This window comes from Chitinophaga parva (assembly GCF_003071345.1).
In the GTDB taxonomy this organism is placed as follows: Bacteria; Bacteroidota; Bacteroidia; order Chitinophagales; family Chitinophagaceae; genus Chitinophaga; species Chitinophaga parva.
In genome coordinates this window covers 387,616-408,313 of record NZ_QCYK01000001.1, presented here as the reverse complement: position 1 = coordinate 408,313, position 20,698 = coordinate 387,616, and the positions used below count along the sequence as shown (strand labels likewise).

At 52.0% G+C, this 20,698-nt stretch carries 19 protein-coding genes; 10 read left to right on the top strand and 9 right to left on the bottom strand.

Annotated elements, in window-relative coordinates; genetic code table 11:
- Positions 1-6: 6 nt before the first annotated feature.
- The 3 genes from gldE to mutY form a co-directional block, all read right to left on the bottom strand.
- The gene (gene gldE, locus DCC81_RS01785; protein WP_108684878.1) at positions 7-1,368 is read right to left on the bottom strand and encodes a gliding motility-associated protein GldE; all 1,362 of its coding nucleotides are present in this window, start codon (positions 1,366-1,368) and stop codon (positions 7-9) included.
- A gap of 148 nt (positions 1,369-1,516) precedes the next feature.
- Positions 1,517-1,981, bottom strand: a complete 465-nt coding sequence (locus DCC81_RS01780) for a single-stranded DNA-binding protein (RefSeq protein WP_108684877.1) — start codon at positions 1,979-1,981, stop codon at positions 1,517-1,519.
- A gap of 545 nt (positions 1,982-2,526) precedes the next feature.
- Entirely contained in the window at positions 2,527-3,612 is a 1,086-nt protein-coding gene (mutY, locus tag DCC81_RS01775; RefSeq protein ID WP_108684876.1) for an A/G-specific adenine glycosylase, read from the bottom strand.
- Positions 3,613-3,805: 193 nt separating this feature from the next.
- Between mutY and DCC81_RS01770 the strand changes: the two genes are divergently transcribed.
- The 4 genes from DCC81_RS01770 to DCC81_RS01755 all read left to right on the top strand — a co-directional run bounded on the left by DCC81_RS01770 (position 3,806) and on the right by DCC81_RS01755 (position 8,792).
- Positions 3,806-4,090 carry an HU family DNA-binding protein gene (locus DCC81_RS01770; RefSeq protein WP_089714817.1) on the top strand — a complete coding sequence of 95 codons (285 nt, stop codon included), beginning with the start codon at positions 3,806-3,808 and terminating at the stop codon, positions 4,088-4,090.
- 26 nt (positions 4,091-4,116) lie between these two features.
- Complete coding sequence (locus DCC81_RS01765; protein ID WP_133177501.1) at positions 4,117-4,959, top strand: tetratricopeptide repeat protein; 843 nt, start codon at positions 4,117-4,119, stop codon at positions 4,957-4,959.
- Between the two features lie 473 nt (positions 4,960-5,432).
- Positions 5,433-6,983: an Rne/Rng family ribonuclease gene (locus DCC81_RS01760; protein WP_108684874.1), complete on the top strand. Its 1,551-nt coding sequence runs from the start codon at positions 5,433-5,435 to the stop codon at positions 6,981-6,983.
- Between the two features lie 126 nt (positions 6,984-7,109).
- Positions 7,110-8,792 (top strand): L,D-transpeptidase family protein, encoded by a 1,683-nt coding sequence (locus DCC81_RS01755; protein ID WP_133177500.1) that lies wholly within the window; start codon positions 7,110-7,112, stop codon positions 8,790-8,792.
- A gap of 124 nt (positions 8,793-8,916) precedes the next feature.
- Here DCC81_RS01755 and DCC81_RS01750 read toward each other — a convergent pair whose 3' ends face one another.
- Positions 8,917-9,297 (bottom strand): RidA family protein, encoded by a 381-nt coding sequence (locus DCC81_RS01750; protein ID WP_108684872.1) that lies wholly within the window; start codon positions 9,295-9,297, stop codon positions 8,917-8,919.
- 108 nt (positions 9,298-9,405) lie between these two features.
- Between DCC81_RS01750 and DCC81_RS01745 the strand changes: the two genes are divergently transcribed.
- The 6 genes from DCC81_RS01745 (at position 9,406) to DCC81_RS01720 (ending at position 14,100) form a co-directional block, all read left to right on the top strand.
- Positions 9,406-10,062, top strand: a complete 657-nt coding sequence (locus tag DCC81_RS01745) for a 3-hydroxyacyl-CoA dehydrogenase family protein (RefSeq protein ID WP_108684871.1) — start codon at positions 9,406-9,408, stop codon at positions 10,060-10,062.
- Positions 10,063-10,068: 6 nt separating this feature from the next.
- Positions 10,069-10,743, top strand: coding sequence for a tRNA (adenosine(37)-N6)-threonylcarbamoyltransferase complex dimerization subunit type 1 TsaB (tsaB, locus tag DCC81_RS01740; RefSeq protein WP_108684870.1), 675 nt, complete (start codon positions 10,069-10,071; stop codon positions 10,741-10,743).
- Positions 10,744-10,965: 222 nt separating this feature from the next.
- Positions 10,966-11,325: an ArsR/SmtB family transcription factor gene (locus DCC81_RS01735; protein WP_089714803.1), complete on the top strand. Its 360-nt coding sequence runs from the start codon at positions 10,966-10,968 to the stop codon at positions 11,323-11,325.
- 288 nt (positions 11,326-11,613) lie between these two features.
- Positions 11,614-13,017, top strand: coding sequence for an MBL fold metallo-hydrolase (locus tag DCC81_RS01730; RefSeq protein WP_108684869.1), 1,404 nt, complete (start codon positions 11,614-11,616; stop codon positions 13,015-13,017).
- A gap of 207 nt (positions 13,018-13,224) precedes the next feature.
- Positions 13,225-13,716 (top strand): BON domain-containing protein, encoded by a 492-nt coding sequence (locus tag DCC81_RS01725; RefSeq protein ID WP_108684868.1) that lies wholly within the window; start codon positions 13,225-13,227, stop codon positions 13,714-13,716.
- A gap of 6 nt (positions 13,717-13,722) precedes the next feature.
- On the top strand, positions 13,723-14,100 hold the full coding sequence (locus DCC81_RS01720; protein ID WP_108684867.1) for a LysM peptidoglycan-binding domain-containing protein: 378 nt from the start codon (positions 13,723-13,725) through the stop codon (positions 14,098-14,100).
- 115 nt (positions 14,101-14,215) lie between these two features.
- On the opposite strand, the gene DCC81_RS01715 is transcribed toward DCC81_RS01720, so the two are convergent.
- The 5 genes from DCC81_RS01715 to DCC81_RS01695 form a co-directional block, all read right to left on the bottom strand.
- Complete coding sequence (locus DCC81_RS01715) at positions 14,216-15,085, bottom strand: lysophospholipid acyltransferase family protein (RefSeq protein WP_108684866.1); 870 nt, start codon at positions 15,083-15,085, stop codon at positions 14,216-14,218.
- A gap of 21 nt (positions 15,086-15,106) precedes the next feature.
- Positions 15,107-16,708, bottom strand: coding sequence for an L-aspartate oxidase (gene nadB / locus DCC81_RS01710; protein WP_108684865.1), 1,602 nt, complete (start codon positions 16,706-16,708; stop codon positions 15,107-15,109).
- A 47-nt stretch (positions 16,709-16,755) separates the two neighbouring features.
- Complete coding sequence (locus DCC81_RS01705) at positions 16,756-17,550, bottom strand: hypothetical protein (RefSeq protein WP_108684864.1); 795 nt, start codon at positions 17,548-17,550, stop codon at positions 16,756-16,758.
- Between the two features lie 290 nt (positions 17,551-17,840).
- Positions 17,841-19,172 (bottom strand): sensor histidine kinase, encoded by a 1,332-nt coding sequence (locus tag DCC81_RS01700; protein WP_108684863.1) that lies wholly within the window; start codon positions 19,170-19,172, stop codon positions 17,841-17,843.
- 3 nt (positions 19,173-19,175) lie between these two features.
- Positions 19,176-20,516, bottom strand: a complete 1,341-nt coding sequence (locus DCC81_RS01695) for a sigma-54-dependent transcriptional regulator (RefSeq protein WP_108684862.1) — start codon at positions 20,514-20,516, stop codon at positions 19,176-19,178.
- Positions 20,517-20,698: the final 182 nt, after the last annotated feature.

The window sequence follows — 20,698 nt, the reverse complement described above, 5'->3', positions numbered from 1 at the left end:
GATAATTTATTCAGATTTGGTAACACCGTGTTTAATGGTCACCTGCACTTTCATGATGCGCATCTTGGTGACTTCCAGCACGGTAAAGTCGTAATCGCCATAGGTGATCACGCTGTTTTCTTCCGGGAATTTGCCTGCCAGCTCCAGGATCAGGCCTCCTACGGAGTCACTTTCACCTTTCACGCTTTCAAATGTGTCCGGGCGGATGTTCATAATGCGGCATGCATCGTTCAGCATCGTTTTGCCCTCAAACACAAACGTATCGTTGTCTACTTTGTTGTAGTGGAACTCGTCTTCATCAAATTCGTCCTTGATATCGCCGATCACTTCTTCCATGATGTCTTCCAGGGTGACAATACCGGAGGTGCCGCCAAATTCGTCCACCACCACGGCAAAGTGGATGCGGCGGTTCTGGAATTCGCTCAGCAGGTCTTCTATCAGTTTATGGCCATGTACAAAGAAAGGCTGGCGCATTACTTCGTGCCAGTCAAAGGTATCGGGCTTGTCCAGGTAGGGCAGCAGGTCCTTGGTATGGATCACGCCTACAATGTTATCCAGGTTGCCCTTATACACGGGCAGGCGGCTGTAATGCAGGTCTGCTACGCGTTTCACCAGTTCAGACAGGGTGGCGTCGTACTCCACGCCGTTCACATCCAGGCGGCTTTTCATGATCTGCTTCACGGTAATGTTGCCAAACTTGAGGATACCCTTGAGGATGTTCTTTTCTTCCTGGGTGGTGGTGGCGTCCGTACTGGCTTCAATAGCTTCGTCAATTTCCTGGTAGTTGACCACACCGGTGTTGCGGTGAAAGAGCTTGTCTTCGATGTTGCCGCTGAGGCCAACGAAGAAGTCGCTCACTGGTTCCAGGGTGGCGTGCACAATATTGATAAACCAGGCAAAGTAGGTGGCAAAGCGGATATTGTTCTGGGCGGCCCAGGTGCGGGGCAGCACCTGCCCGAAGAAGAGCAGCACGGCGCAGATAATGATGATGCGCACGGGCACGGAGATCAGTTTCAGGAACGATTCGGCCCCGGCATCGAGCATGAGCTGGAATACGTAGTTGGTCGTAAAGATGAAGGCAATGCTGAGCAGGATGCCGGAGATCTGGAGGCTGGCCAGCAGGGATTTGGGTTTTTCCAGCAGCTTGATAATCAGCTTGCCGGATACGTTCTGCCGGGTTTTGAGCACGTTCAGGTCCTTGTAGTTCAGGGATAAAAATGCCACTTCCGATCCGGATACGATGAAGGCGAGCAATAGTACCAGGAAAATTACGAGCAGGTAGACCATTACGTTGGGCGTAAGCGTGGTAGCTTGCAGCAGGGGATGCCCGGTCAAGAAAGCGGTGGCCGATTGGATTTCCAAAGTCATGTGCGTTTATAAAAACCACTCAAAAATAAGGGAAAGTAATTCAGCCGCGTTGATTGAATCGCTTTCCCATGTGTAAAGATAGGCATATAAGCAGGCGGTTTTCAAACGCTACCTATATAATTATATGTAAAATTAAGTAATGCAATGATTAAAAAGGCAGATCTCCCGCGGGTTCGTTCATGGAAGGGGGGAGCTCCATATTGGGGAATGCTTCTCCGCCACTGTTGGTCCCGGTGCCGCCCTGGTGACCGCTGAGGCCATGGTCGGAACTGTTGAGGTCCAGGCGCTTATCCAGCATTACCAGGTTGTCGCCCACCACTTCAGTGGCAAATTTCTTATTGCCCTCCTTATCTTCCCAGCTACGGGTGCGCAGGCGTCCTTCAATGTAAACGAGGCTGCCTTTGTGAAGGTATTTTTGGGCCAGTTCTGCCAGCCCGCGCCAAAGTACTACTGTATGCCATTCAGTCTGGGAAATCAGTTTGCCTGCCCTGTCCTTAAATGTTTCGGTGGTAGCCAGGGAAAATTTAGCTACTGCGATGTTGCCTTCTAAAAATTGTACATCCGGGTCCCTTCCTAAATTGCCAATCAACATTACTTTATTGACGCCTCTCATGATTGTAGGTTTTTGCTATTGATAATGAATTCTTCGTTCATAAAACCACCTTTCTAAAGTTAATGTATTTTTTAATCCAGTGCTTATTTTTCCATGGTCCTGCGGCTTGAAAAAGCAAAGTTCAGGCCGATTTCAGGAAAAAACGACAAGTGTTGGATCGCCATCATCATCAGCCTTTTCGCGAATCAGCTTTTTTCATTTCACGGCGGTTGATCCGGTGAAGGGAAGGGCCCGCGCGGGCGGAAATGTGAACGTGGAATAAGCGCCAATTTCGGATTTTTCAGCAAAAAAAACGAGCACATTTGGGCCAATGCCGCGATATTGTTCGCCTGTGTGGCTTAAAACGGGCCCAACCGTGGAAAATGGCCCCCGGTGGGGAGAAATTTCCAGGTTACCCTTCCCGGTAACAAGGGGTTGCCACCCGGATTTCCGCTTGCCGGAAGTTGAGTGGCAGGAACTGGTTGCGGGTAGCCGGGCATGATGGGAAACTTCCACCTTCCGCACGCGCGGCCTTCAAGCCGGTCCCAACCAGGTCATTCACTGCTTCAAAAAAGGGTGAGGCCCGTGGTTTGCTGCTCCAGGTAACTGACAATCGTTTTCGGGAATGCATAATCATTCAGCAGGGACCGGGGCACCAGCTGGTAACCTTCCAGTTTGGGGGCCCTGCCCTTTCCTTTCAGCGTTAAAAAGCGGGCAAAGATGGTCTGGTGGGTAAGCTGCTGTTTGTATTGCTCCGACAGGCCTTCCACTTCAAACTGCACGCCGGGCAGTGTATGGCGGAATGCTTCACTGGCCTGCAGCTCCGCCAGGGTAACAGGGCCGGGCGTTTCTACCAGGATAAACTCATGCAGGTTTTGCCAGATATCTTTCCCCGCCCGTTTGCGGATATAGACCTGGTTGTTATATATTAGTATTATGTAATAGAAGTGCCGCTGCCGGATGACCAGTTTCTTGGTTTTTACCGGCAGCTGGTCCACCCGGTCTGTGTTATAGGCCAGGCACTGGGTACTGAGCGGGCAGGTGGGACATTCCGGCGCCTGGGGCTTGCACACCACCGCGCCAAAATCCATGATCGCCTGGTTATAAGGTCCGGCCTGCTTTTTGTCGAGCAGTTCCCCGGCCAGTTGGGTAAATTCCTTTTTGCCCGCTGTGGAGTCGGAGGGTGTCTGGACGCCAAAGTACCGGGCCAGCACCCGGTATACGTTGCCATCCAGCACGGCGTGGGGCAGCCCGTAGGCGAAACTGGCAATGGCGGCAGCGGTGTAGGCACCTATGCCTTTGAGGGCCAGGATGGCGTCGTAAGTGTTCGGGAATACGCCATGGTACCGGGTGGCTATCTCGCGGGCGGCGGCCAGCATGTTACGGCAGCGGGCGTAGTAGCCCAGGCCCTGCCACAGGCGGAACACCTCATCATCGTGGGCCTGGGCCAGGTGGGCCACGGTGGGGTAGGCCTGGATGAAACGCTCGTAGTAAGGCCAGCCCTGTTCCACCCGGGTTTGTTGCAAGATGATCTCGGAAAGCCAGATGCGGTAGGGGTCTTTTTCCCCCTTCCAGGGCATGGTTCTGGTATTAATTTCGCGGTTCCAGGTCAGCAGGTTATCGGTAAAAAATGCTTTTCCAGCCCTTTTCATAATAGATCGTATGTGTTGAAAGTCAATACTGTGGCGCATTTCGCGCCATCGGTGTCATTTTTTTTGTTGCCCAAGGAACGTTAATTATCAACGATTCAGTTATGAAGAAAAAAGATAAAATATATTTGGATGAAAGTTAGCAATTAGAAAAATTTTAAATAACTTTACGTATAAAGTAATCCTCCGCTTCAATATGAGAAAAGCTGACTTAATTAACAACATTGCCGAAAAAACAGGCATACCTAAAGTTGATGTGCTGGTAACACTTGAAGCCATGTTCAAGGAGGTGAAAGAGGCTTTGGCCAACGGCGAGCACATTTACATTCGCGGTTTTGGTTCTTTTATTACCAAGAAGCGTGCGGCTAAGATAGGCCGTAACATCAAGAAAAATGTGGCCGTTGAGATCCCGGAGCATTTCATCCCCGCGTTCAAGCCGTCAAAAGAATTTGTAGCCGAAGTAAAGAAGCTTAAAAGTTAGTAATTTCGCAGCCTAATATTTAAGGCGTGCGAAAATCACAAGTTCTTCTTACCGGTGCCGGCGTAGCCGCTGTTGTGTTGTTGTTTGTTTTTGGACGTACTGTGCCCAAGCCAGACAAGCATACTGTTGCTGCCGCTGCTCCCATGATGGGTGGCGGACAGCCCGTAGTATCCATTGACTTCAATGAAGTACTGGCAAAAGCGAAGCAAAATGTTTCAGCAGACAGCCTGAGTCAAATCACATCCCTTGAGAACAAGGTGGTGCGGGGCGATGTAAAAGCCCAGCAAATACTTGTGTTTCATCAACTTGCTACGGCATGGGATAGCCTTCACCAGCCGTCGGTGGCCGCCCATTACCTGGGCGAAGCGGCTAAATTGGAAAATTCCGAAAAAAGCCTCACCTTTGCAGCCAATTTATTTTTAGCGAACCTGGACGACGAGGACCCAAGTATGTCCGCCTGGCAAGCCAAACAGGCCATAGACCTGTATGACAAAGCCATCGCGATGGACACGGCCAACGTTTCGTTGCAGATCGCGCAGGCATCTGCCTACATGCGTACGGGAAGCCCCATGGAGGGTGTTAGCAAGCTGAGAGCCCTTGCTGACAAGTACCCGGACAATGTGGAAGTGCAGATCACCCTGGGCGACCTGGCCATCCAGTCCCGCCAGTTTGATAAGGCAGCCGCCCGCATGGAAACGCTGCTGCAGCAGCACCCGGACAATGCACAGGCACTGTTCATTGCAGCGGAAGCTTACGGTGGCCTGGGGAATAAGGAAAAAGCCATCCAGTTGCTGGAACGCTGCAAAAAACTCGTGAATAATCCCGCGCTGATCAAAGAGATCGATGATCATATTGCGGAACTCAAATAAGTTTATTTCTCACATTTTAAAATTTCAAGTATGCCTTGCGGTAAGAAAAGAAAAAGACATAAAATTGCTACGCATAAACGTAAAAAGAGGTTGAGAAAGAACCGTCATAAGAAAGGTAAAAAATAATTGACGCTGTTTCCCGCTTTGCCTGCCGGATTACCGGTATGGACAGAGTACGGGACCGGATAAAATTTTTCCATACATCCTGCATGATTTTGGCAATTATATTGTTAAATTGCCAAGGTCATGCAGGTTTTTTTACCGGAACCGAGACCATTTCCGGAGAATACCTGTGATCGCTAAACCCTTGAAGCGCAAGTCCTTCATCGTTAACTGTAATGAAGAATTGCTAACTTACAGATGTTAGCTGCTATCTGGCGATACCAAAGGATACCAAAGCCTGCAGGTTTATACGCGCAGGATGCCATGTCCCCCTTCAATGGTGCAGCTTAAAAGGCTAAAATTTAAGACACTTGAATAAGGAATTGATTATAAATGCAGCACCTACTGGTGTAGAGATTGCATTGCTCGAAGATAAGCGGCTCGTAGAGCTGCATCACGAGAGCGGCAATCCTAATTTTTCAGTAGGCGATCTGTACCTCGGGAAGGTGAAAAAGCTCATCCCCGGGCTCAATGCTGCTTTCGTAGACGTGGGGTTCGAAAAAGATGCCTTTTTGCACTACACCGATCTTAGCCCGTATATCCGCTCCATCCTCAAATTTACCCAACTGGCCATGCACGACAAGAGCCCCGAGGGATTTGATTTTGGAAAGTTTAAGAACGAGCCCGAGATCGTAAAGACCGGTAAGGTGACCGAAGTGCTGGGCGGTAAGCCGAACATCCTGGTACAGATCCTCAAAGAGCCCATCTCCTCCAAAGGCCCCCGCCTGAGCTGCGAAATTTCCCTGCCTGGCCGTTTTATCGTGTTAACACCCTTCAACGACATTGTAGCCGTTTCCAAAAAGATCCACTCCTCGGAAGAAAGGAAAAGACTGCAGAAAATTGTAGAGGCCATCAAATCACCCAACTTTGGCGTGATCGTCCGTACCGCAGCGGAGGGAAAGAAAACCGCAGAACTGCACGAAGACCTCACCGCCCTGGTGGAGACCTGGAAGATCATACAGGCCAATCTCAAAGGCGCCCAGGCCCCGCAAAAGATCCTGAGCGAACAGGCCAAGACCACCAGCATGCTGCGCGACCTGCTCAACGAAAGTTTTAACCGCATTGTGATCAACGATAAGAATATGTACAGCGATACGCGTGCATATATCCAGAAGATCGCACCGGAAAAGCAGGACATCGTTACCTACTACCACAATGGGGCACCCATCTTTGACCACTACGGCATTACCCGCCAGGTAAAATCTGCCTTCGGTAAAACCGTAAACCTGGACAGTGGCGTGTACCTGATCATAGAAGCTACGGAAGCCCTGCACGTGATAGACGTGAACAGCGGTTACAAAAGCTCCAGCAACAACCAGGAACAGAATGCCCTGGCCAGCAACCTGGAAGCCGCGGCAGAAATAGCCCGCCAGCTCCGCCTCCGCGACCTGGGTGGCATTATCATCATCGACTTCATTGATATGAAGTTGCCCGAGAATAAAAAGACCGTGTTTGAAGCCATGGAAAAGCACATGGCCCAGGACCGCGCTAAACATACTATTCTCCCGATCTCCAAGTTTGGCCTGATGCAGATCACCCGCCAGCGCGTGAAACCGGAAATGACCATTTCCGTTGCAGAAGACTGCCCCACCTGCCGGGGTACTGGTAAGATCGGCGCTTCTATGCTTATCCTGGAAGAGATAGAAAAGAACCTGCTCTATCTCATCAACCACCAGCACAAAGGCCTGAGCATCCGCGTACACCCCATCCTGTACGCTTACCTCACCAAGGGTTTCCTGGGTAGCCGCCAATGGAAATGGTACTGGCGCTTTAAACGCTGGATAAAACTGAGGGCGGACAATAACTACCACCTCACAGAATACCGCTTCTTCGACAACAACGACGAAGAGATCAAATTCTAACCCATACCCATTACAATAAAGACTTTAAGGGCTGGCCACGCAGGACCAGCCCTTTTTAATTGGCAGATTTTTTGGGCCTTGGGAAAGCCGGGCACGACTGCCCCCATTTACCAAAAATCCAAAAAGATGAAGATGCGGTCATTACCCCTGTATGCATTATGCTTACTCCTCTGTACCCTGATGGCCTGCCAGCAGCAAGGCAGGAAGAACGCCCCCGTGATAAAGGCCAAAGAACGCAGCACCAAGGTGCTCACCAAACAAGACTACCTTCCCCAGGTGGTAGACAGCAATGCGCTGAACAAATTCCTGGACTCCAGTTCCCTGTATAAGCATTATGCAAATGAGGTGCGCGACTTCTACGCCAAACGGGAATATCACTATGCCTGGGTAGACCATGATACGATGACCGAACAGGCGGGTAATTTCATCAACATGGTGGAAACAGATCCCGCGCTGGGCAACGGTACCAGCGGCCTGCAAAACAAGCAGCTCAACGAGCTTTATAATGAAATAGGGGTGGATAGCGGCAAGGTAAATCCCGGCGATCCCCGCATTGCCAAACTGGAAATGATGCTCACCGCCCATTTCTTTTTATACGCAGATAAAGTGTGGGGCGGCATGACCAGCGACTCTGCCAGAGCACTGGACTGGTACATCCCCCGCAAGAAACTGGACATGGGCAGCGTGCTGCAAAGCATGATCTCCCAGAAATCAGGTTCCTTCACCAGCGATGAACCGGTGAACCAGCAATACAAACTGCTGCGCGACCAGCTGAAAAAGCTGGCGGATATTGAGCAGGAAGGCCATTGGGATACCATTGCCGTAAGCAAGGCCACTATCAAATCCGGCCAGCATTCGCCCGTGATAAGCCAGGTAAAAAACAAGCTCCACGCCTTTGGCGACCTGGCCGATGCAGATACTTCCCAGACATTTACACCGGCACTGGATTCTGCCTTGCGCAACTTTGAAGACCGCATGGGACTGAAGGTGGACGGGCAGATCACCCCCGCAGTGGTGAACGCCCTGAACGTACCGCTGAAGAACCGCATGGAACAGATCCTGGTGAACATGGAGCGCCTGCGCTGGGTGCCTGCGGATCCGAGCGGCGATTATTTACTGGTGAATATTCCCGCGTATAAGTTATATGTGTATGAAGATGGAAAGCTGGCCTGGAGCTGCAACGTAGTTGTAGGTAAGCCTGGTGGCAGCACTGTGATCTTTACCAAGAAAATGCAGTATGTGGTGTTCAGTCCTTACTGGAATGTGGCTCCCGGCATCCTGGCGCACGAGGTATTGCCTGCCGTGAAACGCAACCCCGGCTACCTGGCGCGTGAAAACATGGAAGTAGTTACCGGCAGCGGTAAAGTGGTGACCGGCGTGAATTTCAGCAAATACACCGGCAGCAACTTCCCCTACATCATCCGGCAACGCCCTGGTGGCAAGAATGCGCTGGGCAAGGTAAAGTTCCTCTTCCCCAATGAATACAATATTTACCTGCATGATACGCCCAGCAAAGGCCTCTTCAACGCTACGAACCGTTCTTTCAGCCACGGATGCATCCGCGTGCAGGAGCCCGAAAAACTGGCCAACTGGGTGTTGCGGAAAGACAGCGTATGGAATGCAGATAAGATCCACGCAGCCATGAACGCCGGTAAGGAAAAATATGTACAGCTGAAAGGTGATGAACAGGTGCCCGTGTATATCAGCTACTTCACGGCGTTTGTGGATTCAAAGGGAAGATTGAACCTGCGCAACGACGTATACGGCCATGATGCGCAACTGGCAAAACTGCTCTTTGCGAACCGTTGATCGTGTGAATGTTGATAAACGTATGTAAAAAAGACCGCCGTTGATAGCGTTTGCTGCCAACGGCGGTCTTTTCTCTGGTAAAATATCTGCTACGCTGTGATGTCCGGGTATGATCAACCATTAACTATTTCCCGGCAATAACAGAGATCTCCACGTTCACACCCTTCGGGAGGCCGGATACTTCCACTGTTTCGCGGGCAGGGAAATTGGCGGTGAAATATTTTCCGTAGACTTCATTTACCGCGGCAAAATTGCTCATTTTCGTGAGGAAGATGGTGGTCTTCACCACATCGTTGAAAGTGAGCCCTGCGGCGGAAAGTACGGCTTTCAGGTTTTCCATGACCTGGGTGGTTTCAGTGGCAATATCGCCGGTCACGAGGTCGCCCGTGGCAGGATTGATGGCCACCTGGCCGGATACGAAAGTGAAGCCGCCTGCTGTTACGGCCTGGCTGTAAGGCCCAATGGGAGCGGGCGCGTTGCTGGATTGAATGATTTGCTTTTCCATGGCTTAAAATTACAGGAAAATACTGCTCAGCGCAAGCCGGGCCTGCCAAAGGCTGCGCATTGCGCGCAGCGCGGTTTTCGTTAAATTCGCCATCCAAACCTTTGGCACATGCAGATACTTGTGACTGGTGATGCCGCCCGCTGGGAGGCATTGCAGGCAAAACCTTTCGGCCATCATACCCTGCGCTACGAGACAGACATCTCGCGCACAGACCTTTCGGCTTATGCGCTGGTGATAGACCTCTCGCTGGACGATACACCGGGCAATGCCACCAGCTATGCGCAATACCCGGATACGCCGGTGCTGGGCAACGTAGTGAAAACATCGCTGCAGGCATTACGCGAAAAGTATAACGCTACCAGCATCATTGGCTGCAACTGGCTGCCGGGTTTTTTACATATGCCGCTGCTGGAAATGTCGTGCACAGAGGATGCGCTGTGGCAAAAGTGGGAAAGCCTGCAAACGCAGCTCGGCTGGGAAAGCGCCAGGGTAGCGGATATGCCGGGACTTGTAACACCCCGCGTGGTGAGCATGATCATTAACGAAGCTTATTTTACTGCCGCTGAAGGAACGGCCAGCCGCGAAGACATTGACCTGGCCATGCAGCTGGGTACCAATTATCCGTACGGGCCTTTTGAATGGGGCGCAAAGATAGGACTGGCGCAGGTAGTGGGTATCCTGCGGGCGGTGAAGGCCGCTACCGGTATGCCCCGCTACGAAATATGCCCCTTGCTGGAGGCAGAAGCATTGAACCATAAAAATTAAAAGAAATTGGCCACGATCTTACACATAGACACCGCCACTACCGTGGGCTCTGTATGCCTTTCCAAAGATGGCGCGGTGCTGCAACTGCTGGAAAATCCCGAGCAACGGGAGCAGGCGGCGTCCATTACTTTGTTTATACAGCAGGCATTGCGCCAGGCAGGCCTGCGCGGGCAGGACCTGGACGCCATTGCGGTGAGTGCGGGCCCGGGCTCTTATACGGGGCTGCGCATTGGCGTGGCCACAGCGAAAGGGTTGTGTTACACCTGGCAAAAACCATTGATCGGTATCAGCACCCTGCAACTGATGGCCCAGGGCGCCATACAGCAGCAGCAGGACCAGGAGGCATTGTACTGCCCGATGATCGATGCCCGCCGCATGGAAGTATTCACCGCGTTGTACAACGCCCGCCTGGAGGCGGTTTTGCCGGGTGAAGCGCTGATCTTATCACCCGATAATTTCCAGGAATGGTTGTCCACACATCGCATCTATTTTTTTGGTGATGGGAGCAGCAAATGGGAAAATTTCATGGAAAAATCTGTGAACGCCCGCTTTATTCCCTACCAGATCAGCGCAGCCCATATGATCCCCCTGGCGGAGGAAAGTTATGCTGGAGGCCGCTTTGAGGATGTGGCTTATTTTGCGCCCCATTATCTGAAGGCATTTTACCATCCGGTTAAATAGAGCAGGCTCAGCAGGGAAAATTATGTCACAGAAGTGTCAAATAATGGATTTTTCGCAAGTGACCGCCTTTATATATGAAAAAATAAGGTATGGAAATTTTTTTTATTGTGATAGATATTATAGTTTTGTATCAATCGATAAATCCGCGGCTATTTTCTAGTAGGTCGCGTTTTACTGTCCGTTGATCCCTTTATTCATCATTTTAAAAAAACTGTTTAAGCGATGGAAAAAACATTATTGACAACCTCTTCTAATACGCTTATTATTTCTAGGGGTAACAGCGAAAAAGACCAGATCAAGTTGGATTACATTGCAGTAAAAAAAGCCGCGATGGTATTGCGTGCGATTAACCACAAGTTGCGTCAGCAGATGATCCGCCTCCTGGAAGATCATAAGAAAATGACGGTAACGGAGATCTATGTAAAACTGCGCCTGGAGCAGTCCGTAGCATCGCAGCACCTGGCCATCCTCAGAAGAGCAGGTATTGTGATCACCGAAAGAGACGGCAAGTTCATTCACTACACCATCAACAAGGGCCGTATCGCCGAAGTTGCCAAATTTGTAGAAGAACTGGTTGGCTAATCAGGAGTTTGTTCGAAAAAGATTTAACTACCCTCTCCCGCAACGGAGGGGGTAGTTTCGTTTTGGAGGGCGGGCCTGCTGTTGCGGGAGTTTGCAGCCCACCCTCTTCCAGGGGGGAAGCGTATGGTCTTTGACCAATGTCAGGCATGGGTGGACGGGGCACGGGTCATTGTTCCGTCATTGAAGCCGGGAATGGTTTATTGGAAAGTGCCTGCCGGCAAATAGATTTTATCCATAGGCCGTAGCTTTGAATATTCGTATTTTTGCAACAATCAAAAGCCAACAACCATGTTCGTAAAGCAATTGTATACTAACTGCTTATCCGAAGCCGCTTACTTCATAGAGTCGGCCGGGGAAGCGGTGGTCATAGACCCATTAAGAGACATCGACGCTTATATTGCGCTGGCCAAAGAGCGCAATGCTACCATCAAATATATTTTCGAGACCCACTTTCATGCAGACTTTGTGAGCGGCCACGTAGAACTGGCGGAAGCTACCGGCGCCCCCATTGTGTATGGGCCACTGGCCGTGACCAGCTTCCCGGCTTACATTGCCAAGGACCATGAAATCTTTAAAGTGGGTGAAGTGACCATAGAGGCGCTGCACACACCCGGCCACACGCTGGAAAGCACCTGCTACCTGCTGCGCGATGAAAACAACGACGCGCACAGTGTGTACACCGGTGATACCCTGTTTGTAGGGGATGTGGGCCGCCCGGACCTGTTCAGCGGAGACCTGAGCAAGGAAGAGCTGGCGGGTATGCTATTTGAATCACTGAACACCAAGATCAAGGCCTTGCCAGACCAGGTAACGGTGTACCCCGCACACGGTCCCGGCTCGTCCTGCGGCAAGAACCTGGGCCCCAGCACTTACAGCACCATTGGTGATGAAAAGAAAACCAACTATGCATTGCTGGCTACTGATAAAGCTACTTTTATCAACGAAGTAACGGACGGCCTTACAACGCCCCCCGTCTATTTCCCCATCAATGCAAAACTGAATAAAGAAGGCGCAGGTGCCCTGCAGGAAGTGAAAGAGAAATCGCTGAAGCCCTTGTCTGTAGCGGAGTTCAAAGAACGCGTGGCCAATGGCGCCTTGATCCTGGATACCCGCCATGCAGATACATTTGCAGACGGCTTTGTACCCGGTAGCATCAGCATTGGCCTGGAAGGCCGCTTCGCAGAATTTGTAGGCAGCCTGTTGCCCTTTGAACGCGAGATCGTACTGGTAACGGAGCCGGGTAAAGAGGAAGAAACCCTGGTGCGCATGGCCCGTGTAGGTTTTGATAAAGTGAGCGGCTACCTGGATGGCAGCTATGCTGCCTGGCAGGCTGCGGGTGAGCCCATAGACCTGATCATTTCCGTGGAACCGGATGAACTGGCCATGGACCTGCCGCATGATGAGCATCTGATGATCGTGGATGTGCGCAAGCCTGCGGAATATGCGGATGGCCACATTAAAAATGCCCTGAACCTGCCCCTCAATGATATGACGGACCCCGGTTCCATGGCAGACCTGGATGAGCACTTCAACCTGTATGTGCACTGCCAGGGCGGCTATCGCAGCATTATAGCCTGCTCCATGCTGAAGCGCGAAGGCATTCACAACCTGCGCAACGTGGTGGGTGGCTTCAAGGCCATGAAAGACGAAAAAGGCCTGGAAGTGGTGAAGGAAAGGAACGTACTGAATTAAGTTTAGATTAAGTTTAGCAGGTTTAAATGTTATAATAGGCGTCGCCGTTCCGGTGGCGCCTTTTGCATGTATGGATCTGCGTGGCTACAGGCATGTAGCCTCATCCATTCCATCCGCCAGGTTAAGTACGCCGGCGCGTTTTGTGGCAATTATCAGTTATATTAGGATAAATTTCAAGCATCACCTCAAAATCCAAAACCACTTACGATGAAAAAAGCGAGCTTTTTTTTAGCCGGGTTGCTGGCATTGTCCATGGCAGCCTGTAAGCCTTCTGACAAGGATATCCAGAAGGACGTGAATGAAAAACTGACCAGCGCTGCTCCCGGGGTGAACGGGCAGGTACACGACGGGGTAGTAACCCTGAGTGGTGAAGTGAAGGAAGACAGCATCAAGGCAAATGCTGCTACCGCCGTGCAGGGCATCAAGGGCGTAAAAAGCGTAGATAACCAGGTGACCGTTGCTGCGCCCCCGCCTCCGCCTGCTGCCCCTGAACCCGTGGTGATCTCTCCGGACGTAACCCTGCAGAAAAGCATTGACTCCGGCTTTACTGCCAATGGCCTTACCGGCATTACCGCTACTGTAAACAATGGTGAAGTAACCCTCACCGGCAGTGTGCAGAAAGCATCGCTGCGCAAGATCATGCAGGTAGTGCACGAAAGCCATCCGAAGAAAGTAAACAACCAGCTCACCCTTAAATAAAACGTCATGTCTGTACAAGAAAAATATCAATCGCTGGTAGACCTGGCAAAGAACCAAGGTGTAACCGATCTGAAAGTAAATGAACAGGAAGGCACCCTTTACGTAAGTGGCACTGCGCCCACCGCGGAAGCAAAAGACGCTATCTGGGACGCTTATGAAGCTGCAGATCCTGAAATGCGGTCCGGTGACCTGGTGCTGGACATCACCCTGCCCGAGGGTGTAACCGAACCTAAAACCTACGTGGTAAAAGCAGGGGATAGCCTGAGTAAGATCGCTAAGCTGTTTCCCGGTGTGTCCTGGAACGACATCTTTAAAGCAAATCAAGACCAGATCAAAGACCCCAATCTCATTCACCCCGGCCAGGAACTGAAGATCCCGGGATGATTGATACAGTCATTGACCTTGTAAAATAATAAGGCCTGGAATGCTTTACCGGTAAGCATTTCAGCGGTATAAAAATACAGCGGGCATTATCTTCGTGATAATGCCCGCTTTCGTTTTATACGGTTGGTTGTCCTTTGTATTCGTGTTTCCATCGCCGGTGGCTCCACACCCACACCTCTGGTTGTTCATGGATATTTTGTTCCAGGAAGCGTACAAATTGTTCGGTCAGTTGCCCTTCCGGAAGGTTTTGCGGGTCTTCACTGGCCAGTACCAGGCGGGCCTTGTAATAACCTCTTTTCACCTTGCGGATGTCTGCAAACACCACGGGGATGTTGTAGCGGCGGGCCGACATTTCAGGGCCTTTGTAAAACGCGGTCATCTTATTGAGGAAGGGCAACCAGTAAGTGCGGCGGGGATTGCCGGGGTTCTGGTCTGCCACCAGGGCTATCAGGTATTGCTTGTGCAGCCAGGGTTGCATGGCATTACCCATATCATTGGCCGGCAGCAGCACGGTGCCTGCGCGCTCCCGGAAGTGGCGGAACAGCCGGTCGGCCGGCTTGCTGGTGAGCGGCATGTATACCACCAGGAAAGGAAAGTTAACCCCCTGCTGGCAGAACACGTTGGCCCATTCCCAGTTAAAGTTATGTCCCAGGTGCAGCTGGCAGCTCTTTCCTTTAGCATAAAGTTCCTGCAGTACGGTGAGGTCACAATCAAAACGGCGCTTCAGGTTTTTCTTGCTGATGGTGAGCAGCTTGATGGTTTCCAGCATCATGTCCGTAAGATTCCGGTAGTACCGGCGGGCCAGGCGTTTGCGCTCGGCTTCCGTTCTTTCCGGGAAGGCCTGTTGCAGGTTGGCCATTACCACGGCTTTGCGGTAGCCAAACACGTGGTATACCAGCAGGAACAAAACGTCACTGATCCCGTACAAGATAAAGAAGGGAAGCACTGATATGAAATAACATATGGCTAATAAGAGGTAGTACATTTACAGGCTACTTACAACCCGCTACAGGACAATATTCTGCAGCAGGGTGGATTTGAAAGGATAATCGGTGTTGTAGTGCAGGCCCCGGCTTTCCTTGCGGAAGTTGGCCGCCTTCACGATCAGGTAGGCTACGGTGATCATGTTACGCAATTCACAGAGCTGGGGCGATACCACGGTGCGCTCATAGAGGGCTTCTGTTTCTTCGTGCAGCATGTCCAGGCGGCGCATGGCGCGTTGCAGGCGCTCGTCTGTGCGCACAATGCCTACATAATCGCTCATCACGGATTTCAGCTCCTTGAGGCTCTGGGTGATGAGGATCATTTCCTTGGGCTCCATGGTGCCACGGGCATCCCAGTCGGGGATGTCTTCATTGAACTCGGTGCTGTCTATTTTTGCTACCGCTTCCAGGTAGCAGCGGTGGGCAAACACCATAGCTTCCAGCAGGGAGTTGCTGGCCAGGCGGTTAGCCCCATGCAGGCCGGTGCTGGCGCATTCGCCGCAGGCATACAGGTGGTTGATGGAAGTTCTGCCCCATTCATTGGTTTTAATACCGCCGCAGCTGTAATGGGCCGCAGGTGCAATGGGGATCATGTCTTTTGTAACGTCAATGCCGATGGAGCGGCATTTCTCGTAAATATTCGGGAAGTGGTGGATGAATTTTTCCAGGTCCATGTGGCGGCAGTCCAGGTACACATGTTCCGTACCGGTGCGCTTCATTTCACTGTCTATGGCGCGGGCCACGATATCGCGGGGGGCCAGTGACAGGCGGTCATCGTAGCGGTGCATGAAGTCCTCACCGGCCTGGTTGCGGAGGATGGCGCCATCGCCGCGCACGGCCTCCGTGATGAGGAAGGCATTGCTTACACCCGGCTCGTACAAAGCGGTGGGATGGAACTGGATGAACTCCATGTTCTCAATGCGGCCCTTGGCGCGGTACACCATGGCCACCCCGTCGCCGGTAGCTATGCCGGGATTGGTGGTGGTGCGGTACACCTGCCCGTTGCCGCCGGTGGCCAGCAGGGTAATGCGGGACAATATTTTTTCAATGCGGTTGTTGCGCTGGTTCAGTACATACACACCGTAGCACTCCACATCCGGTGTGCTTTTGGTAACCAGGTAGCCCAGGTGGTGCTGTGTGATCAGGTCTACCACGAAGCAATGGGTAACCAGGCTGATATTTTTTCGTTTATGGATCTCCGTTAGCAGGGCGCGTTCTATTTCTTTCCCGGTTACATCTTTATGATGGATCACGCGGAACACGGAGTGGCCGCCTTCGCGGCCCAGGGAATATCCACCTTGCTCGTTCTTATCGAAATTAGTGCCCCATGCAATGATCTCGTTCACGCGTTCGGGGCCTTCCGTTACTACGATCTCCACTACCTTAGGATTGCAAAGGCCATCGCCGGCAATGAGGGTGTCTTCAATATGTTTTTCAAAGCTGTCGTGCTCCAGGTCATTCACCACGGCCACGCCGCCTTGTGCATACTTGGTGTTGGTCTCGTCTTCCCGTGTTTTGGTGATGATCATCACTTTCTTATCGGGACATGCTTCCGCAACTTTGAGGGCATAGGTAAGGCCTGCTATCCCGGACCCGATCACTAAAAAATCAACTTGCTGCTCCATATTTTTTGCATGTTTCGCTGTGGGCTAAGCCAGGGCGTTCGTCAAAATTAAGGGATAACGCGGGAATTTAGATACCTGGCGGTGGCATAAACCAGCAGGGCCAGGCAGGCGTTCTGCACGTACAGCAGCAGGGGAATGGCGATATTTTGCAGGTAATGCACAAAATTCTCCGGCCAGTTCACCGGCAGGCTAATGCCAAAGGGCAGGCTGGGAAACTGTAATTTATACCGCAGCATCACGAAAACGAAACCCGCTACCAGCGCCAGCCTCGCTCCCGGTGCCACGGGACTGGAAAAGCCATGCACGATGGATTCAAAGAGAACAAATAGCAGGAGGGCATAGGCTATAAAAAGAACATTGATCCAGTTCCAGGTGAAGTTCATCCCATTGTTATACACAAACGTGAGCACTACCATGGTGGTGATGGGCACAAAGCCAAAAATCGCCACCCAGTTGCATCTGCTGCGGGGTGGCAGGCGATAGCGCATTTGCAGCAAGGTGTACACCAGGAACACCGGTACGCAGAAAAGCGTGAACAGGTAAGGCAGCATAAACAACCAGAATCCCAGGAAAGTACCATCAAAGCGGACCTCGTACAGGCGGATAGCGCTGATGTCCTGCGAAAAATTAGCCAGCAGGGCAAAGAGCATTCCGTAACGGAAGGTGGAAGCTACGTGTTGGGTATTGGTCCACCAGAACAGCATGAGCAGGGGCATGCCTGCCAGCAGTGCGTAGTGGTGCACGCCCACCGGCGTGCATAATACAGTAAGCAGAATAAGCAGGAACAAGCCTGCCAGCAGCAAAGGGCGCATGGCACCCCGTACACGGTTTGTCTCGGGCATGGTTTAAAATTAAGACATAAGCATCAATAACGCCAGTCCGTGCACCCGGTTTAACGATTTATGAAACAAAAGCCACCTGTGATAAGGAGCGGCTTTTGTATTACAGGCAGGTGCCGTTAATCTTTAAAACCGTAAAAAGCCGCTACCACAGCGTAATTGGTCCAATCCGGCATAGTGTCAGCCGCTTAAATATAATGCACTGGCTACGATCACCATTGCCGGGGTGGCAGTGGTGAAACGGGGCGGCAGGTTGAAGACGGAAGGATAACGCAATCATGCGGGCCGGCCATTCAGGTGCCGAGCAGCACCAGGAAGGTGGTGCCTTTGCCCGGTTCCGTGCTCACTTTGAGCTGGCCTCCATGCAGCTGTATGATCTGCTGGGAAAGACTGAGGCCAATGCCGGATCCCGTGCGCTTGGTGGTAAAGAAAGGGATAAAGATCTTGTCGAGGGCTTCTTCATCAATGCCGGGGCCATTATCGGCCACGCTGATCACTACCTGCTGCCCGCCCTGCAGGCTGGTGCTGATGGCAATGGAGGGATTGTCTGTGTGCTCCAGCGCATCCATGGCGTTCTTCACCAGGTTAATGAGTACCATCTGCATTTGTGAAATATCCGCGTGCACCTGTACGTCCGTTTGCATGGAAAGGGTAGTGCCGATGCCTGCTTTTTTGAGTGCGGGCAGCAGCAATTGATACACATCATTGACCAGCGTTTTTACCGAAATGATGGTGAATTGTGGCGCCGGTAACGTTGTATAATCGCGGTAAGCGTTCACAAAATTCATGATGCCCTTACTGCGGTTCTCAATGGTGGAGAGGGCTTCCTGGAGATCGGCCACGGCTTCGTTAGCGGGCGTTACGGGTGTAATGTCCATGTCTACGATCTCCTGCATGGTACCGATCAGTGATACGATGGGCGTAATGGAATTCATGATCTCATGGCGCAGGATGCGGGCCAGGTTTTGCCATGATTCCAGTTCTTTTGCCTGCAGTTCTGCATGGATGTTCTGCACAGACAGTAGCTTGATGGCCCTGCCCTGGAGGGTGATGGCCGTGGCGTGGATGGAAAGCTGCTGGCCGTTCTGCGTTTGGTACAGGATCTTTTTGCCGGAGGCCAGTTTCATGAGTTGCTCTGCCAGGTCTTCATGCGTGCCTTTCAGCTCCATGATATTGCGCAGGCGGTAAATACCCAGGAAGCGGAAGGCTGCCGGGTTAATGAGCTCTATCTTGCCGGCGGTATCAAAACTCAGCACACCAATACTGATGTGCTGGATGATGGTGTCGATGTATTTAAGGTTGGCTTCTTTTTCCGCACGCGTTTGGCGGAAGGCTTCCATCACTTCATTGAACTGCTGGTTAAGCGCCGTGAAACTGGCGCCCAGCTTATTGTCTGCGCTGAAGCGGATGGAGAAATCGCCGTAACGGATAGACTCCAGGAAGAGGGTGAGCTTACGGTTTACCCGGGTAATGTAATGTACCAGGTAAAACACCTCTATACCCAATACTACGGCAAACAGGAGGCCCAGCACAGGCGTAACCTGCATCCAGGCCCAGGCCCCGAGCATGATGGTGGCGGTGATGCCGGCCACGCGCAGCAGTACATTGAGGGTAAAGCGGTTCACAGTTTAGAGGTTGTATTTTTCCAGCCGGCGGTACAGGGCGGCCCGGCTAAGGCCCAGTTCCCGTGCGGCTTCCGTAATGTTGCCATTGCATTTTTTCAATGCCTGTACGATCATATTGCGTTCCATTTCCTCCAGGTTGTAACCGGTATTGTCTGTCGTTTCCGGCTCAGCAGGTTTAATGAAAACATCTTTAGGCTGCAGGGTTTTGCCCTGGCAGAGGATCACCGCGCGTTCTATGGCATGTTGCAGCTCGCGGATGTTGCCCGGCCATTCATATTGCTGCAACTGGTTGGCCAGGGAATCACTGATGCCGGTTACGGGGCGCTGGTACCGCAGGCGGTACTGCTCCAGGAAGTGCTGGGCCAGGGGCAATATGTCTTCCGTGCGTTCACGCAGGGGCGGCAGTTGTATGGCAATCGTGTTGATGCGGTAGAGCAAGTCCTGGCGGAACTGTTGCTGGGCGGCCATTTGCTGTATATTACGGTTGGTGGCGCAGATCAGGCGTACATCCAGCGGTATCAGCTTATTGGAGCCCACGCGGGTCACCGAGCGGTTTTGCAGCACGGTGAGCAGTTTGGCCTGGAGGGGCAGGTTGATATTGCCCAGTTCATCCAGGAAGATGGTGCCCCCGTTTGCCTCCTCAAAGCGGCCCTTGCGGTCGTCGCGCGCATCGGTGAAGGCGCCTTTGACGTGGCCAAACAGTTCGCTTTCAAAAAGTGATTCGCTGATGGCCCCCAGGTCTACCGCCACAAAGGGTTTTGCCTTGCGGAGGGACAGCTCGTGGATGTGGCGGGCCAGCACATCTTTCCCGGTGCCGTTCTCGCCCAGGATCAGGATATTGGCATCGGTATTGGCCACGCGCGACACGGTTTCAAATACGGCCTGCATGGCGGGGCTCTGGCCTATGAGGTTATGATTTTGCTGTTGTTGCGTTTTGTCTTTTTCCGTAGCACGGCGTTTATGCAGGGCGGCATGCACCGTGTCCAGCAGCTTCTGGTTTTCCCAGGGCTTCAGCACAAAATCTGCCGCACCGGCTTTGATGGCGCGCACGGCCATCTCCACATCGCCGTAGGCGGTAAAGAGGATCACGGCCGCATTAGGCTTGAGGTCCAGGATACGGTCCAGCCATTCAAAGCCTTCCTTGCCACTGCTCAGGTCACGGGTGAAGTTCATGTCCAGCAGGATCACATCATACTCAAAGTTGGAAACGAGATAAGGGATCTTTTGCGGATTTTTCTCGAAGTCCACCTGTTCAAAGTGACGTTTCAGCAGCAGGCGGGCTGCACGCAGTACATCCAGGTCGTCATCTACAATGAGGATTTTGGCCGGGTCGAGTGTTGTCATACATTTAGTTGTGTGAAGGGTGGAGCAAACGCTGTTCCGGGTTGGGGCGCTGGCCGCAAGGAAATCGTCTCAAAACCGGACGTGCCAATATAAATAAAAGATTTCACGCGGGTGCGCAACTACCTGGCCTGCAGGGGCAAATCGTCCGGAAATGAACGTGCTTTGTTCATCTGCGTACGCTT

Coding starts and splice junctions, on each gene's coding strand:
- gldE (WP_108684878.1), bottom strand. CDS start 1,368: ATGACTTTGGAAATCCAATCGGCCACCGCTTTCTTGACCGGGCATCCC.
- DCC81_RS01780 (WP_108684877.1), bottom strand. CDS start 1,981: ATGAGAGGCGTCAATAAAGTAATGTTGATTGGCAATTTAGGAAGGGAC.
- mutY (WP_108684876.1), bottom strand. CDS start 3,612: ATGAAAAGGGCTGGAAAAGCATTTTTTACCGATAACCTGCTGACCTGG.
- DCC81_RS01770 (WP_089714817.1), top strand. CDS start 3,806: ATGAGAAAAGCTGACTTAATTAACAACATTGCCGAAAAAACAGGCATA.
- DCC81_RS01755 (WP_133177500.1), top strand. CDS start 7,110: ATGAAGATGCGGTCATTACCCCTGTATGCATTATGCTTACTCCTCTGT.
- DCC81_RS01750 (WP_108684872.1), bottom strand. CDS start 9,297: ATGGAAAAGCAAATCATTCAATCCAGCAACGCGCCCGCTCCCATTGGG.
- DCC81_RS01745 (WP_108684871.1), top strand. CDS start 9,406: ATGCAGATACTTGTGACTGGTGATGCCGCCCGCTGGGAGGCATTGCAG.
- DCC81_RS01735 (WP_089714803.1), top strand. CDS start 10,966: ATGGAAAAAACATTATTGACAACCTCTTCTAATACGCTTATTATTTCT.
- DCC81_RS01730 (WP_108684869.1), top strand. CDS start 11,614: ATGTTCGTAAAGCAATTGTATACTAACTGCTTATCCGAAGCCGCTTAC.
- DCC81_RS01725 (WP_108684868.1), top strand. CDS start 13,225: ATGAAAAAAGCGAGCTTTTTTTTAGCCGGGTTGCTGGCATTGTCCATG.
- DCC81_RS01720 (WP_108684867.1), top strand. CDS start 13,723: ATGTCTGTACAAGAAAAATATCAATCGCTGGTAGACCTGGCAAAGAAC.
- DCC81_RS01715 (WP_108684866.1), bottom strand. CDS start 15,085: ATGTACTACCTCTTATTAGCCATATGTTATTTCATATCAGTGCTTCCC.
- nadB (WP_108684865.1), bottom strand. CDS start 16,708: ATGGAGCAGCAAGTTGATTTTTTAGTGATCGGGTCCGGGATAGCAGGC.
- DCC81_RS01705 (WP_108684864.1), bottom strand. CDS start 17,550: ATGCCCGAGACAAACCGTGTACGGGGTGCCATGCGCCCTTTGCTGCTG.
- DCC81_RS01695 (WP_108684862.1), bottom strand. CDS start 20,516: ATGACAACACTCGACCCGGCCAAAATCCTCATTGTAGATGACGACCTG.